Genomic DNA, 15,239 nt, shown 5'->3' with positions numbered 1-15,239 from the left:
TCTCCGTCGCATATGCTGGACGGACCTCGGCCAGAACCAGGGCCTTTGCCCTGGTTTTGTCTATCTCCTCTCGGCGGCGCTTGACTGCCCCGTGTGGTGAGCGCAGCCGGCCAGCCGCGCGCCGGCACCGGCTCGATCCGCCGCCATTTCTCCCCACTGCAAGCGTGCGCAGAACAAAGACGGTCTTTCGTCGATCTCGCCGTTGACTAAATTCGCCGCCAGCTTTACGTTAACGTAAAGGTAAAACACCGAGACCCCGTCATGGCAGCGCCCTACAGCATCTCCGACCTGGCCCGCGAGCTGGACATCACCACCCGCGCCATTCGCTTCTACGAGGAGCAAGGCATGCTCAGCCCCGAGCGGCGTGGCCAGGAGCGCATCTACAGTGCCAAGGACAAGGTCACCCTCAAGCTGATCCTGCGTGGCAAGCGCATCGGTTTCTCCCTGGCCGAGTGCAAGGAACTGATCGAGCTGTACGACCCGAGCCACGGCAATCGCAAGCAGCTGGAGACCTTCATGGACAAGATCGCCGAGCGCCGTGCCCAGCTGCAGCAGCAGCTGCTGGATATTCAACAAATGCAGCTGGAATTGGATACAGCCGAGGAGCGCTGTCTTATCGCGCTGGCTGAAACAGATAAAAAACAAAGCGTTAACTCCTGAACTTAAAGCTAACAATTACAGGTGGAACCATGAGCTATCCGTCCCTCAACTTCGCCCTCGGCGAAACCATCGACATGCTGCGCGAGCAGGTCCAGGCCTTCGTCGCCGCCGAACTGGCGCCGCGCGCCGCCGCCATCGACAGCGACAACCTGTTCCCCGCGGACATGTGGAAGAAGTTCGGTGACATGGGCCTGCTCGGCGTCACCGTGTCCGAGGAGTACGGTGGCGCGGGGCTGGGGTACCTGGCTCACGTGGTGGCAATCGAGGAGATCAGCCGCGCCTCGGCCTCGGTCGGCCTGTCCTACGGCGCCCACTCCAACCTGTGCGTCAACCAGATCAACCGCAATGGCAGCGCCGAGCAGAAGGCGAAATACCTGCCCAAGCTGATCAGCGGCGAGCACGTCGGCGCCCTGGCCATGAGCGAACCCAACGCCGGTTCCGACGTGGTGTCGATGAAACTGCGCGCCGAGCGCCGTGGTGACCGCTTCGTGCTCAACGGCAGCAAGACCTGGATCACCAACGGTCCGGACGCCAACACCTACGTGATCTACGCCAAGACCGACCTGGACAAGGGCGCCCACGGCATCACCGCCTTCATCGTCGAGCGCGACTGGAAGGGTTTTTCCCGCGGCAACAAGTTCGACAAGCTGGGCATGCGCGGCTCCAACACCTGCGAGCTGTTCTTCGATGACGTCGAGGTGCCGGAGGAGAACATCCTCGGCGTGGAGAATGGCGGCGTGAAGGTGCTGATGAGCGGCCTGGACTACGAGCGCGTGGTCCTGGCCGGCGGTCCGATCGGCATCATGCAGGCCTGCCTGGACGTGGTGGTGCCCTATATCCACGACCGCAAGCAGTTCGGCCAGAGCATCGGCGAGTTCCAGCTGATCCAGGGCAAGGTCGCCGACATGTACACCCAGCTCAACGCCAGCCGCGCCTACCTCTATGCCGTGGCCCAGGCCTGCGACCGCGGCGAGACCACCCGCAAGGATGCCGCCGGGGTGATCCTCTACAGCGCCGAGCGCGCCACCCAGATGGCCCTGGAGGCGATCCAGATCCTCGGCGGCAACGGCTACATCAACGAGTTCCCCACCGGCCGCCTGCTGCGCGACGCCAAGCTCTACGAGATCGGCGCCGGCACCAGCGAGATCCGCCGCATGCTGATCGGCCGCGAGCTGTTCAACGAGACCAAGTGACCCGTAGGGTGTGCGCGGCCGCGAGGCCGCGCGCACCGCAACCAGGGCAACGGTGCGCACGGCGCACCCTACAGGAAGCGCACATGACCATCCTGCATAGCCAGATCAATACCCGTTCACCGGAGTTCGCCGCCAACAGCGCGGCGATGCTCGAGCAGGTGAGCGCCCTGCGCAGCCTGCTGGCGCGCATCCACGAAGGCGGCGGCGAGAAGGCCCAGCACCGCCATACCTCGCGCGGCAAGTTGCTGCCGCGCGAGCGCATCAACCGCCTGCTCGACCTCGGTTCGCCCTTCCTCGAGATCGGCCAACTGGCCGCCCACGAGGTGTACGGCGAGGACGTGCCGGCCGCCGGCGTGATCGCCGGCATCGGCCGGGTCGAAGGCGTCGAGTGCATGATCGTGGCCAACGACGCCACGGTGAAGGGCGGCAGCTACTACCCGCTGACCGTGAAGAAGCACCTGCGCGCCCAGGCCATCGCCCAGCAGAACCGCCTGCCCTGCATCTACCTGGTGGACTCCGGCGGCGCCAACCTGCCGCGTCAGGACGAGGTGTTCCCCGACCGCGAGCACTTCGGGCGGATCTTCTTCAACCAGGCCAACATGTCCGCCATGGGCATCCCGCAGATCGCCGTGGTCATGGGCTCCTGCACCGCCGGCGGCGCCTACGTGCCGGCCATGGCCGACGAGGCCATCATGGTGCGCAACCAGGCCACCATCTTCCTCGCCGGCCCGCCGTTGGTGAAGGCCGCCACCGGCGAGGTGGTCAGCGCCGAGGACCTCGGCGGCGCCGACGTGCACTGCAAGACCAGCGGTGTGGCCGACCACTATGCCGACAACGACGAGCACGCCCTGGCCCTGGCCCGGCGCAGCATCGCCAACCTCAACTGGCGCAAGCAGGGCGTGCTCAACAACCGCGAGCCGATCGCCCCGCTGTACGACGCCGAGGAGCTGTACGGAATCATTCCGGCGGACGCCAAGCAGCCCTTCGACGTGCGCGAGGTGATCGCGCGGCTGGTCGACGGCTCGCTGTTCGACGAGTTCAAGGCGCTGTTCGGCGCCACCCTGGTCTGCGGCTTCGCCCACCTGCACGGCTACCCGGTGGCGATCCTCGCCAACAATGGGATTTTGTTCGCCGAATCGGCGCAAAAAGGCGCGCATTTCATCGAGTTGGCCTGCCAGCGCGGCATTCCCCTGCTGTTCCTGCAGAACATCACCGGTTTTATGGTCGGGCAGAAATATGAAGCGGGAGGGATTGCGAAACATGGCGCCAAGCTGGTCAACGCGGTGGCCTGCGCCAAGGTGCCGAAGTTCACCGTGATCATCGGCGGCAGCTTCGGCGCCGGTAACTACGGCATGTGCGGGCGCGCCTACGACCCGCGCTTCCTGTGGATGTGGCCGAATGCGCGAATCGGCGTGATGGGCGCCGAACAGGCCGCCGGCGTGCTGGTGCAGGTCAAGCACGAACAGGCAGCGCGCGCCGGCCACGCCTTCTCCGCCGAGGACGAGGCCAAGCTCAAGCAGCCGATCCTCGAGCAGTACGAGCGCCAGGGCCACCCCTACTACTCCAGCGCGCGGCTGTGGGACGACGGCGTCATCGACCCGGCGCAGACCCGCGAGGTGCTCGGCCTGGCGTTGTCCGCCGCGCTCAACGCGCCGATCGAGCCGAGCCAGTTCGGCGTGTTTCGTATGTAGGGTGCGCCGTGCGCACCAGTGATCAACGTATCGGTGCGCATGGCGCACCCTACCGAGCCGACCATGACCGATTTCACTACCGTACAACTGGAAACAGACCCGCGCGGCGTCGCCACCCTGTGGCTCAACCGCCCGGAGAAGAACAACGCCTTCAACGCGCAGATGATCCGCGAACTGATCCTCGCCCTGGATGCGGTGCAGGCCGACAAGAGCCTGCGCTTTCTGCTGCTGCGCGGCCGCGGCAAGCACTTCTCCGCTGGTGCCGACCTGGCCTGGATGCAGGAGTCGGCAGCGCTCGACTATAACGCCAACCTCAATGATGCCCGCGAACTGGCCGAGCTGATGTACAACCTGCACAAGCTACCCATCCCCACCCTGGCGGTGGTCCAGGGCGCGGCCTTCGGCGGTGCCGTCGGCCTGGTGAGTTGCTGCGACATGGCCATCGGCGCCACGGACGCGCTGTTCAGCCTGTCCGAGGTGCGCATCGGCCTGGCCCCGGCGGTGATCAGCCCCTTCGTGGTACAGGCCATCGGCGAACGCGCCGCGCGGCGCTACGCCCTGACCGCCGAGCGTTTCGGCGGCGAGCGGGCCCGCGAGCTGGGGCTGCTGGCCGAGTGCTATGCGGCCGGGGAACTGGAGCAGGCCTGCGCCGACTGGGTCGGCAACCTGCTGCAGAACAGCCCCCAGGCCATGCAGGCGACCAAGGGCCTGCTGCGCGAAGTGGGCAGCGGCACGCTGACCCCGGCACTGCGCCGCTACACCGAGAACGCCATCGCCCGCATCCGCGTCAGCGCCGAGGGCCAGGAGGGGCTGCGTGCCTTCCTCGACAAACGCCAACCCAGCTGGCAGGAGCAACAAGCATGAGCAGCCATATCGACACCCTGCTGGTGGCCAACCGCGGCGAGATCGCCTGCCGGGTGATGCGCACCGCCAAAGCCATGGGCATCAAGACCGTGGCGGTGCACAGCGCCATCGACCGTGAAGCCCGCCACGTGCGCGAGGCGGACATCGCCATCGACCTGGGCGGCGCCAAGCCCGCCGACAGCTACCTGCGCATCGACGCCCTGATAGCGGCGGCCAAGGCCAGCGGCGCCCAGGCCATCCACCCGGGCTACGGCTTCCTCTCGGAGAACGCCGGCTTCGCCCGCGCCATCGAGCAGGCCGGCCTGCTCTTCCTCGGCCCGCCCGCCTCCGCCATCGACGCCATGGGCAGCAAGTCCGCCGCCAAGGCCCTGATGGAGGCCGCCGGCGTGCCGCTGGTGCCCGGCTACCACGGCGAGGCCCAGGACCTGGAGACCTTCCGCGCCGCCGCCGAGGTGATCGGCTATCCGGTGCTGCTCAAGGCCGCCGCCGGCGGTGGCGGCAAGGGCATGAAGGTGGTCGAGCGCGAGGCCGATTTGGCCGAGGCCCTGGCCAGCGCCCAGCGCGAGGCACAATCGTCGTTCGGCGACGCGCGCATGCTGGTGGAGAAGTACGTGCTCAAGCCGCGCCACGTGGAGATCCAGGTGTTCGCCGACCGGCACGGCCACTGCCTGTACCTCAACGAGCGCGACTGCTCGATCCAGCGCCGCCACCAGAAGGTGGTCGAGGAGGCCCCGGCCCCGGGGCTGTCACCCGAGCTGCGCCGCGCAATGGGCGAGGCGGCGGTCAAGGCCGCCCAGGCCATCGGCTATGTCGGCGCCGGCACCGTGGAGTTCCTGCTGGACGAGCGCGGCGATTTCTTCTTCATGGAGATGAATACAAGACTCCAAGTGGAGCACCCGGTGACCGAGGCCATCACCGGCCTCGATCTGGTCGCCTGGCAGATCCGCGTGGCCCGCGGCGAAGCGCTGCCGCTGAGCCAGGAGCAGGTGCCGCTGATCGGTCACGCCATCGAGGTGCGCCTGTACGCCGAGGACCCGGACCACGACTTCCTGCCCTCCACCGGCACCCTGGCGCTGTACCGTGAAGCCAGTGCCGGCGAGGGCCGCAGGGTCGACAGCGGCGTGGCCGAAGGCGATGAGGTGTCGCCCTTCTACGACCCCATGCTCGGCAAGCTGATCGCCTGGGGCGACAACCGCGAGGAGGCGCGCCTGCGCCTGCTGGCGATGCTCGACGAGACCGCCGTCGGCGGGGTCAGGACCAACCTGGCCTTCCTGCGCCGCGTGTTGGCCCATCCGGCCTTCGCCGACGCCGAGCTGGATACCGGCTTTATCCCCCGCCACCAGCAGCAGCTGCTACCCGAGGCCGGCGCCCTGCCCGCCGAATTCTGGCAACTGGCGGCCGAAGCCTTCAGCCAAAGCGAGCCGGTGCGGCGCAAGCACGAGGACTATCACTCGCCCTGGAGCGCCACCAGTGGCTGGCGCGCCGGCCTGCCGGCGGAAACCGACCTGCACCTGGCCTGCGGCGGCGAACGCCAGGTGGTGCGCCTGCGCCACAGCGCGCCGTCTGCGGCGCAACTGCGCGGCGAGCAGCTGGTGGTCGAACGGGATGGCCAGCGCCGCAGTCACCTGGCAATTCGTCGTGGCGACACCCTGTACCTGGAATTTCATGGCGAGCTGCGCACCGTCAGCCGCGTCGATCCGATCGCCGAAGTCGAAGCCAGCCACAGCCAGCATGGTGGCCTGACCGCACCGATGAACGGCAGCATCGTGCGGGTGCTGGTCGAGGCCGGCCAGGTCGTCGAGGCCGGTGCGGCCCTGGTGGTACTGGAGGCCATGAAGATGGAGCACAGCATCCGCGCGCCCCACGCCGGTACGGTCAAGGCGTTGTATTGCGGCGAAGGCCAGATGGTAGCCGAAGGCACCCTGCTGGTGGAGTTGGAAGAACAGAGCCCGTAGGGTGCGCCATGCGCACCATGAGGAAAGAAAGCGGTGCGCGTAGCGCACCCTACGGGGGCTCCCTTGAGCCTGTAGGGTGCGCCATGCGCACCATGAGGAAAGAAGCGGTGCGCGTAGCGCACCCCACGGAGGAATCCCGATGAGTCTGCCTACCCACGTCCGCCTGGTCGAAGTCGGCCCCCGCGACGGTCTGCAGAACGAGAAGCAGCCGATCAGCATCGCCGACAAGGTGCGCCTGGTCGACGACCTGTCCGCCGCCGGCCTGGGTTATATCGAGGTCGGAAGCTTCGTCTCGCCCAAGTGGGTGCCGCAGATGGCCGGAAGCCGAGAGGTGTTCGCCGGCATCCAGCAGCGCCCGGGTGTCACCTATGCCGCGCTGACGCCCAACATGAAGGGCTTCGAAGCGGCCCTGGAGGCCGGGGTCAAGGAGGTGGCGGTGTTCGCCGCGGCGAGCGAGTCCTTCTCGCAGAAGAACATCAACTGCTCGATCGGCGAGAGTCTGCAGCGCTTCCTGCCGCTGCTGGAGGCGGCCCAGCAGCACGGCGTCCGCGTGCGTGGCTATGTCTCCTGCGTGCTCGGCTGCCCCTATGACGGTTTCATCGCCCCCGAGCAGGTCGCCCGCGTGGCCAGTGATCTGTTTGCCATGGGCTGCTACGAGGTGTCCTTGGGCGACACCATCGGCACCGGTACCGCCGGCGATACCCGCCGCCTGATCGAGGTGGTTGGCCGGGATATTCCCCGTGACCGCCTGGCCGGTCACTTCCACGACACCTACGGCCAGGCCCTGGCGAACATCTATGCCAGCCTGCTGGAGGGCGTCAGCGTGTTCGACAGCTCGGTCGCGGGTCTCGGCGGTTGCCCCTACGCCAAGGGCGCCAGCGGCAATGTCGCCAGCGAGGATGTGCTCTACCTGCTCGACGGCCTGGGCATCGCCACCGACGTCGATCTGGACAGGCTGATCGCCGCCGGCCAGCGCATCTGCACGGTACTCGGAAGGGAAAACGGTTCACGGGTGGCCAGGGCACGCCTGGGCGGCGCCTGATCAGGCCAGAGGTGTCAGCCATGCTTTACGGACTGTAAAGCGCCAGCGCCTGACACGGCGCAGAGGCAATCCGCCCGGTGCAAAGGCTCTACAGCGGGGCCCAGGTCGGCAGCCTCGCAAAAAGGGTCGCTGCCGTTCAAGGCCCGCGGCGAGCGCTAGGCTAGCGTGCCATCGGTCAGGTTCGATGGCCTGGCACAACACGAATGAAGATGAGGAGTCGTCATGCAACAACCCCTGTGGGCCCCTTCGGCCGAGCGCATTGCCGCCACCCGGATGGACGCCTTCCGCCGCTTCGTCAACCAGCGCCACGGCCTCGAGCTCGCCGACTACCCGGCGCTGCATGCCTGGAGCGTCGAGCAGCGCGAAGCCTTCTGGCAGGCCATCGTCGACTTCTTCGAGATTCGCTTCAGCCAGCAGCCCCACGCCGTGCTGCAGGAAGGCCCGGCCATGCCCAGCGCCCACTGGTTTCCCGGAGCCACGCTGAACTTCGCCGAGCACCTGCTGCGTCGCCGCGATGCCCAGCCGGCGCTGGTCGCCATCGGCGAGGACGGCTCCCGCGAGCAACTGAGCTACCTTGAGTTGGCCGCCCATGTCGCCGGCCTGCAGCGAAGCCTCGAGGCCGCCGGGGTTGGCGTCGGCGACCGGGTCGCGGCCTTTATGCCCAACACCTGGCAGACGGTGGTCGGCATGCTCGCCGCCACCAGCCTGGGCGCTACCTGGTCGAGCTGTTCGCCGGACTTTGGCACCCAGGGGGTGATCGACCGCTTCGGCCAGATCGAGCCCAAGGTGCTGATCGCCGCCGCCGGCTACCGTTACGCCGGCAAGAACCTCGACCTGACCGGCAAGCTCAACGAGATACTCGAGCGCCTGCCGTCGCTGCAGCAGCTGATCGTCGTGCCCTACTCGCGGCAGCAGGCCAAGGTCGAGGACTTCACCACCGGCGCCAAGGTGGCCCTGTGGGACGACTTCTACCAGGCCGGCGGCGAGCCGCGCTTCACCCCGGTGCCCTTCGATCATCCGCTGTACATCCTCTACTCCAGCGGCACCACCGGCGTGCCCAAGTGCATCGTCCACGGCACCGGCGGCGTGCTGCTGCAGCACGTCAAGGAGCTGGGGCTGCACACCGACCTGCACGACGATGACTGCCTGTTCTACTACACCACCTGCGGCTGGATGATGTGGAACTGGCTGGTTTCCGGCCTGGCCCTGGGCGCCACCCTGGTGCTGTTCGACGGCTCGCCCTTCCACCCGGGCGCCGAACGCCTGATCGACCTGATCGACGCGGAGGACATCAGCATCTTCGGCACCAGCGCCAAGTACCTCGCGGCCCTGGAGAAGGCCGGCGCCCGGCCGGGCAGCAGCCACCGGCTGCGCCGCCTCAAGGCCATCCTCTCGACCGGCTCGCCGCTGTCCCACGAGAGCTTCGAGTACGTCTACCGCGAGATCAAACAGGACCTGTGCCTGTCATCGATCTCCGGCGGCACCGACATCGTCTCCTGCTTCGCCCTCGGCAACCCGGTATTGCCGGTGTGGCGCGGCGAGTTGCAGTGCAAGGGCCTGGGCATGGATGTGCAGGTGTGGAACGACGCCGGCCAGCCGATCCTCGGTGAAAAGGGCGAGCTGGTCTGCGCCCGGCACTTCACCTCCATGCCGGTGGGCTTCTGGAACGACGCAGACGGCGCCAAGTTCCGCGCCGCCTACTTCGAGACCTTCCCCGGCATCTGGGCCCACGGCGACTACGCAGAGGAGACCGAGCACGGTGGCCTGGTGATCCACGGCCGCTCCGACGCGGTGCTCAATCCGGGCGGCGTGCGCATCGGCACGGCCGAGATCTACCGCCAGGTGGAGAAGGTCGAAGAGGTGCTGGAATCCATCGCCATCGGCCAGGAATGGGACGACGACGTGCGCGTGGTGCTGTTCGTGCGCCTGCGTGAAGGCGTGTCGCTGAGCGACGAGCTGCAGGCACGCATCCGCCAGGTGATCCGCGCCAACACCACGCCACGTCATGTGCCGGCCAAGATCATCGCCGTGGCCGACATACCGCGCACCATCAGCGGCAAGATCGTCGAACTGGCGGTGCGCAACGTGGTGCACGGCAAGCCGGTGAAGAACACCGATGCCCTGGCCAACCCGCAGGCGCTGGAACTGTACCGGGACCTGCCCGAACTGCGCGGCTGAGCGACCCGGCCTGCGACAGGGAGCCCGGCTCGCCCGTGCTTGTTGTCGTCGACGCCGAGGTCATGCCGCCAGTCCGCTGCCCAGGCCCAGCAATAGACAGCGTTGCAAAGATCGCCTAGCGTCGAGCTACAGGCAGCTTTGCCGCTGATTGCTGGGCCAGACGCATGCAGAAGCCTCGCTACCTCATCAGGACCATGCGCCGAGCGGAACTGGACATCGCCGTCGCCTGGGCCGCGGCGGAAGGCTGGAACCCCGGCCGCCACGATGCAGATTGCTTCCACGCCGCCGACCCGGGCGGTTTCCTGATCGGCTTGCTCGATGATCAACCGATCTCGGTGCTTTCGGTGGTGAAATACGGCGAACGCTTCGGTTTCCTCGGCTTCTACATCGTCAAGCCCGAATACCGCGGCCGCGGCTACGGAATGCAGATCTGGAATGCCGGCCTGGCCTATCTCGCGGGGCGCACCATCGGCCTGGACGGCGTCGTTGCGCAGCAGGGCAACTATGCCAAGTCGGGATTCACCCTGGCCCATCGCAATATCCGCTTCCGCGGCCACGCTGCTGGTGACCGGCAGCCAGCAGCGCCGACCGTGCTCTTGGCCGCCCTGCCCTTCGACGAGTTGCTCGCCTATGATCAGCCCTACTTTCCCGAGGGGCGCGCGGCCTTTCTTCGCTGCTGGATCAGTCAACCCGAGCACCAGGCATTGGCTATTCGCCAGGACGACAGACTGGCCGGCTACGGCGTGCTGCGCCCCTGCCGCGAGGGCTACAAGGTAGGCCCGCTGTTCGCCGATAGCCCGGCCCTGGCCGAGTGCCTGTTCGTCGCGCTCAAGGGCGCGGCCCCAGCGGGTGAACCCATCTTCCTGGATGTTCCGGCGGTCAATCGCCCCGCCCTCGACATGGCGCAGCGCCACGCCATGAGCGTCGTATTCGAGACCGCGCGCATGTATCGAGGCCAGGCCCCCGCCTTGCCATTGGAGCGCTTGTTCGGCGTTACCACCTTTGAGCTCGGCTAGGCTGGGCGGCGGCCGATCCGTCTTGCGTGCCGTGGGCCGGATCGCCAGGCGAATCACCATCAGGAGAACACCGGAACATGGACGCTCAATGCCAATCGCTCGCCCAAGTGCGGGCCAATATCGACCGAATCGACCGCCAACTGGTCACCCTGCTGGCCGAGCGCGGCAGATTCGTCAGCCATGCCGCGGGCTTCAAGCGCAATACCGAAGAGGTCCGTGATGGGCAGCGGGTCGAACAGGTCATCGCTGGCGTACGCAGGCTGGCCGAGGAACTGGGCGCCAACCCGGACGTCAGTGAAGCGGTATACCGGGCGATGATCAACGCCTTTATCCAGCTTGAACTCTCCGAGCATTCGGCGCTGACCGCTCAGCGTCCCTGAGCCAACCCGGTCGTGCCCGGCAACAAACGACGGAGCAGGACTTCACTCACAAGGGTTGCCGCGAATCCAGTTCGCAGCAGCACCGTCAGCTACCCCTGCAGATACGGACGCACCACCGCCAGCGCCCGCTCGACGAAGCGCTGTTTCTCGCCGACTGGCGCTACGTAATGCAGCGCCTCGGCACAAGCTTCTTCGCCGGCCAGCTTGGCAATGACCCAGGCGGCCAGATAGGGCGCCGACAGGCAGCCGCCAGCGGTCGCCAGATGCCCCTGGGCAAAGAAGGGTTGATCCAGCACCTGTACGCCCGCCTCCACCACCCAGGGTTTGCTGGTCAGGTCGGTGCAGGCCGGCAGGTTATCCAGCAGCCCCAGCTTGGCCATCAGCAAGGCGCCCGAGCACTGCGCACCGATCAACTGGCGGCTGGGGTCGAGTTGCAAGCGCTCGAGAATCGTCCGGTCCTCGGCAATCGCCCGGGTCTGGATGCCGCTGCCAAACAGCACGACATCCGCCTGGTTGGCGAACTCCAGGGCCTGCTGGGCCCGCACCTGCACCCCGTTCATCGAGGTGGCCTGCTCGCCTGGACAGGTGATCTGCGCCTGCCAGCCGCGCGCACTCAAGCGATTGAGCAGACCCGCAGCGATAAAGGAGTCCAGTTCGTTGAAGCCCTCGAATGTAAGTACGGCAATCTGCATATCATCGCTCCCGTTCGGCACAGCGCCATCGGCGCGGAAATGCAACATAAGCCGTCGCGGCGCCCGGCGTTACCTACAGTTGCGCTGAATTTTCCCCGCACAGCAGGGTCCCGGGCAGCGGCGTGGTACTAGATGCCCGAGCGCCCCGGGTCTTCTGACGGCTGTTCCTCTTCGATCTCTTCCAGCTTCAACTCGAGCGCCCAGTCGCCCGCCTCTGCCGCCTTGGTCTCCGCGGCGGCCGCTGCTTCGGCAACGGCGGGCGCCGGGGCCGCTGCCTCAGGACTGTCACGGTAGAGCTTCAGTTTGAGGCGCACGTTGTTCGCCGAGTCGGCGTTCTTCACCGCCTCATCCTCGTCGATGGCACCCTCATGGACCAAGTCGATCAGCGCCTGATCGAAGGTCTGCATGCCGAGGTTCTTCGACTTTTCCATGATCTCCTTGATCTCGGAAAGCTCGTTACGCTTGATCAGGTCGCGCACGGTCGGCGTGCCCAGCAGCACTTCCACGGCCGCGCGGCGCTTGCCGTCGCTGGTCTTCACCAGGCGCTGGGAAACGAAGGCCTTGAGGTTGTTGCCCAGATCATTGAGCAACTGCGGGCGGCGCTCCTCGGGGAAGAAGTTGATGATCCGATCCAGCGCCTGGTTGGCGTTGTTGGCGTGCAGGGTGGAGATCGCCAGGTGGCCGGTATCGGCAAAGGCCAGGGCGTGCTCCATGGTCTCGCGATCGCGGATCTCGCCGATCAGGATCACGTCCGGCGCCTGGCGCAGGGTGTTCTTCAGGGCCGCGTGGAAGCTGCGGGTGTCCACGCCGACTTCACGCTGGTTGATGATCGACTTCTTGTGCCGGTGCACGTATTCCACCGGGTCCTCGATGGTGATGATGTGGCCGCCGCTGTTGCGGTTGCGGTAGTCGATGAGCGCCGCCAGGGAGGTCGACTTGCCCGAGCCGGTGCCGCCGACGAACAGCACCAGGCCTCGCTTCTCCATCACCGTCTTGAGCAGCACCTCGGGCAGCTTCAGGTCCTCGAACTTGGGGATCTCCATCTTGATGTTACGGGCGACGATGGACACCTCGTTACGCTGCTTGAAGATGTTGATCCGGAAGCGACCGATGCCGCCCAGGGAGATGGCCAGGTTCATCTCCAGCTCGCGCTCGAAGTCTTCGCGCTGCGCCACATCCATGATCGACTGGGCGATCTGCGCCACCTCCCCGGCCTTCAGCGGCTCCTGGCTGAGGGCCTTGAGCACGCCGTTGAACTTGGCGCAGGGCGGCGCGCCGGTCGACAGATAGAGGTCGGAACCATCCTGGCTGGCCAGGACTTTGAGCATCGAGTGAAGATCCATGGGGGCGGGGCTTCCGTTGGATGGAATTAATACGTTAGGCCAAATTCGGCCATCACTCCCGGCGAAACAGAAGTCTTGAAGCTGACGTCATTCTGCTGGCGCGGCAATTACTGGCACAATACACGGCCAGCCAAAATGAGGAACCCGTCATGGCAAAGGCAATGGCCCGCCACATCCTGGTCAAGACCGAAGCGGAGGCGGCCTCCCTGAAGAAGCGCATTGCCGCCGGCGAGGCTTTCGATGTGCTGGCGCGCAAGCACTCCACCTGCCCGTCCGGCAAGCGTGGCGGCGACCTTGGCGAAGTACGCCCGGGGCAGATGGTGCGGGTGATCGATCAGGTCATCTTCAAGAAGCCATTGCGCGAGGTCCATGGGCCGGTGAAAAGCCAGTTCGGCTATCACCTGGTGCAGGTGTTCTTCCGCGACTGAGCGTACCGCCGTCGCCGCGAACACCGCGCCGCCCATCCCTGGCCCTGCCCTTGTGCGGGCTAAACCGCTACAATCGCGCCCCTTTCGCGCACGTGCGCCCGCTTTCTGGATCAAGATTCGTGATTTCTACCGCCAATATCACCATGCAGTTCGGCGCCAAGCCGCTGTTCGAGAACGTTTCCGTCAAGTTCGGCAACGGCAACCGCTACGGCCTGATCGGCGCCAATGGCTGCGGTAAGTCGACCTTCATGAAGATCCTCGGCGGCGACCTCGAGCCGTCGGCCGGCCAGGTGATGCTCGAGCCCAATGTGCGCCTCGGCAAGCTGCGCCAGGATCAGTTCGCCTACGAAGAGTTCAACGTGATCGACACGGTGATCATGGGCCACCACGAGCTGTGGCGCATCAAGGCCGAGCGCGACCGCATCTACTCGCTGGCGGAAATGACGGAAGAAGAAGGCATGGCGGTGGCCGAGCTGGAAACCGAATTCGCCGAGCTGGACGGCTACACGGCCGAATCCCGCGCCGGCGAGTTGCTACTCGGCCTGGGTATCCCGCTGCACCAGCACTTCGGCCCGATGAGCGAGGTAGCGCCCGGCTGGAAGCTGCGCGTGCTGCTGGCCCAGGCGCTGTTTTCCGACCCGGACGTGCTGCTGCTCGACGAGCCGACCAACCACCTGGACATCAACACCATCCGCTGGCTGGAAAACGTGCTGACCGCGCGCAACAGCACCATGATCATCATTTCCCACGATCGTCACTTCCTCAACAGCGTGTGCACCCACATGGCCGACCTGGACTACGGCGAACTGCGCCTGTTCCCGGGCAACTATGACGAGTACATGACCGCGGCGACCCAGTCGCGCGAGCAGCTGCTGGCCGATAACGCCAAGAAGAAGGCACAGATCGCCGAGCTGCAGACCTTCGTCAGCCGCTTCTCGGCCAACGCCTCCAAGGCCAAGCAGGCCACCTCGCGGGCCAAGCAGATCGACAAGATTCAGCTGGCCGAAGTCAAACCGTCCAGCCGGGTCAGCCCGTTCATCCGCTTCGAGCAGACCAAGAAGCTGCACCGCCAGGCCGTGACCGTGGAAAACATGGCCAAGGGCTTCGACGGCAAGCCGCTGTTCAAGGGCTTCAGCTTCCAGGTCGAGGCCGGCGAGCGCGTGGCCATCATCGGCCCCAACGGTATCGGCAAGACCACCCTGCTGCGCACCCTGGTCGGCGAGCTGACCCCGGATGCCGGCACCGTGAAATGGACCGACAGCGCCGAGCTGGGCTACTACGCCCAGGACCATGCCCATGAATTCGCCGACGACTGCAACCTGTTCGACTGGATGGGTCAGTGGACCCAGGGCGGCGAGCAGCTGGTGCGCGGTACCCTTGGCCGCATGCTGTTCTCCAACGATGAGATTCTCAAGTCGGTGAAGGTGATTTCCGGTGGCGAGCAGGGCCGCATGCTGTTCGGCAAGCTGATCCTGCAGAAGCCCAACGTGCTGGTGATGGACGAACCGACCAACCACCTCGACATGGAGTCCATCGAGGCGCTCAACCTGGCCCTGGAGAACTATCCCGGCACGCTGATCTTCGTCAGCCACGACCGCGAGTTCGTTTCCTCCCTGGCCACCCGCATCATCGAACTGAGCGACAGCGGTGTGGTCGACTTCAGCGGCACCTACGACGACTACCTGCGCAGCCAGGGCGTGCTGGTCTGATCGCGGCTGGTGCCCCCCTGGGGGCAAGCCCCCCGCTCAAGAAAATGCCCGTATCGCAAGATACGGGCATTTGTTATGTCGCCGATGA

The 15,239-nt window shown here is 66.2% G+C and carries 13 protein-coding genes; 11 read left to right on the top strand and 2 right to left on the bottom strand.

From position 1 onward, the window contains the following. Positions 1-261 precede the first annotated feature (261 nt). From LPB260_RS16050 to LPB260_RS16010, 9 genes are all read left to right on the top strand, one after another. A complete protein-coding gene (locus LPB260_RS16050; protein ID WP_208706818.1) occupies positions 262-660 on the top strand; it encodes a MerR family DNA-binding transcriptional regulator in 399 nt (132 codons plus the stop codon). Between the two features lie 29 nt (positions 661-689). Next, complete coding sequence (locus LPB260_RS16045; RefSeq protein WP_208706817.1) at positions 690-1,853, top strand: isovaleryl-CoA dehydrogenase; 1,164 nt, start codon at positions 690-692, stop codon at positions 1,851-1,853. Positions 1,854-1,936: 83 nt separating this feature from the next. Further along, positions 1,937-3,544: a carboxyl transferase domain-containing protein gene (locus LPB260_RS16040; protein ID WP_208706816.1), complete on the top strand. Its 1,608-nt coding sequence runs from the start codon at positions 1,937-1,939 to the stop codon at positions 3,542-3,544. 63 nt (positions 3,545-3,607) lie between these two features. Continuing rightward, the gene (locus tag LPB260_RS16035) at positions 3,608-4,408 is read left to right on the top strand and encodes a gamma-carboxygeranoyl-CoA hydratase (RefSeq protein WP_208706815.1); all 801 of its coding nucleotides are present in this window, start codon (positions 3,608-3,610) and stop codon (positions 4,406-4,408) included. After that, positions 4,405-6,363 (top strand): acetyl/propionyl/methylcrotonyl-CoA carboxylase subunit alpha, encoded by a 1,959-nt coding sequence (locus LPB260_RS16030; RefSeq protein WP_208706814.1) that lies wholly within the window; start codon positions 4,405-4,407, stop codon positions 6,361-6,363. Before LPB260_RS16035 ends, LPB260_RS16030 begins: the two co-directional genes overlap by 4 nt. Before the next feature lie 139 nt (positions 6,364-6,502). After that, positions 6,503-7,405 carry a hydroxymethylglutaryl-CoA lyase gene (locus tag LPB260_RS16025; protein WP_208706813.1) on the top strand — a complete coding sequence of 301 codons (903 nt, stop codon included), beginning with the start codon at positions 6,503-6,505 and terminating at the stop codon, positions 7,403-7,405. A gap of 222 nt (positions 7,406-7,627) precedes the next feature. Further along, a complete protein-coding gene (locus tag LPB260_RS16020) occupies positions 7,628-9,583 on the top strand; it encodes an acetoacetate--CoA ligase (RefSeq protein ID WP_208706812.1) in 1,956 nt (651 codons plus the stop codon). A 164-nt stretch (positions 9,584-9,747) separates the two neighbouring features. Next, on the top strand, positions 9,748-10,599 hold the full coding sequence (locus tag LPB260_RS16015; RefSeq protein ID WP_208706811.1) for a GNAT family N-acetyltransferase: 852 nt from the start codon (positions 9,748-9,750) through the stop codon (positions 10,597-10,599). A gap of 77 nt (positions 10,600-10,676) precedes the next feature. Continuing rightward, positions 10,677-10,979, top strand: a complete 303-nt coding sequence (locus tag LPB260_RS16010) for a chorismate mutase (RefSeq protein WP_208706810.1) — start codon at positions 10,677-10,679, stop codon at positions 10,977-10,979. Between the two features lie 89 nt (positions 10,980-11,068). Here LPB260_RS16010 and LPB260_RS16005 read toward each other — a convergent pair whose 3' ends face one another. Continuing rightward, entirely contained in the window at positions 11,069-11,671 is a 603-nt protein-coding gene (locus LPB260_RS16005) for a DJ-1/PfpI family protein (RefSeq protein WP_208706809.1), read from the bottom strand. A gap of 128 nt (positions 11,672-11,799) precedes the next feature. Beyond that, positions 11,800-12,999 carry a PilT/PilU family type 4a pilus ATPase gene (locus LPB260_RS16000; protein ID WP_371926098.1) on the bottom strand — a complete coding sequence of 400 codons (1,200 nt, stop codon included), beginning with the start codon at positions 12,997-12,999 and terminating at the stop codon, positions 11,800-11,802. 164 nt (positions 13,000-13,163) lie between these two features. Here LPB260_RS16000 and LPB260_RS15995 point away from each other — a divergent pair, with 164 nt between their 5' ends. Both LPB260_RS15995 and LPB260_RS15990 read left to right on the top strand, forming a co-directional pair. Continuing rightward, positions 13,164-13,442 carry a peptidylprolyl isomerase gene (locus LPB260_RS15995; RefSeq protein WP_208706807.1) on the top strand — a complete coding sequence of 93 codons (279 nt, stop codon included), beginning with the start codon at positions 13,164-13,166 and terminating at the stop codon, positions 13,440-13,442. A 119-nt stretch (positions 13,443-13,561) separates the two neighbouring features. Next, positions 13,562-15,151 carry an ABC-F family ATPase gene (locus tag LPB260_RS15990; RefSeq protein ID WP_208706806.1) on the top strand — a complete coding sequence of 530 codons (1,590 nt, stop codon included), beginning with the start codon at positions 13,562-13,564 and terminating at the stop codon, positions 15,149-15,151. Positions 15,152-15,239 lie beyond the last annotated feature (88 nt).

This window comes from Pseudomonas sp. LPB0260, assembly GCF_013388395.1.
This window is presented reverse-complemented; position numbering and strand designations above follow the sequence as displayed.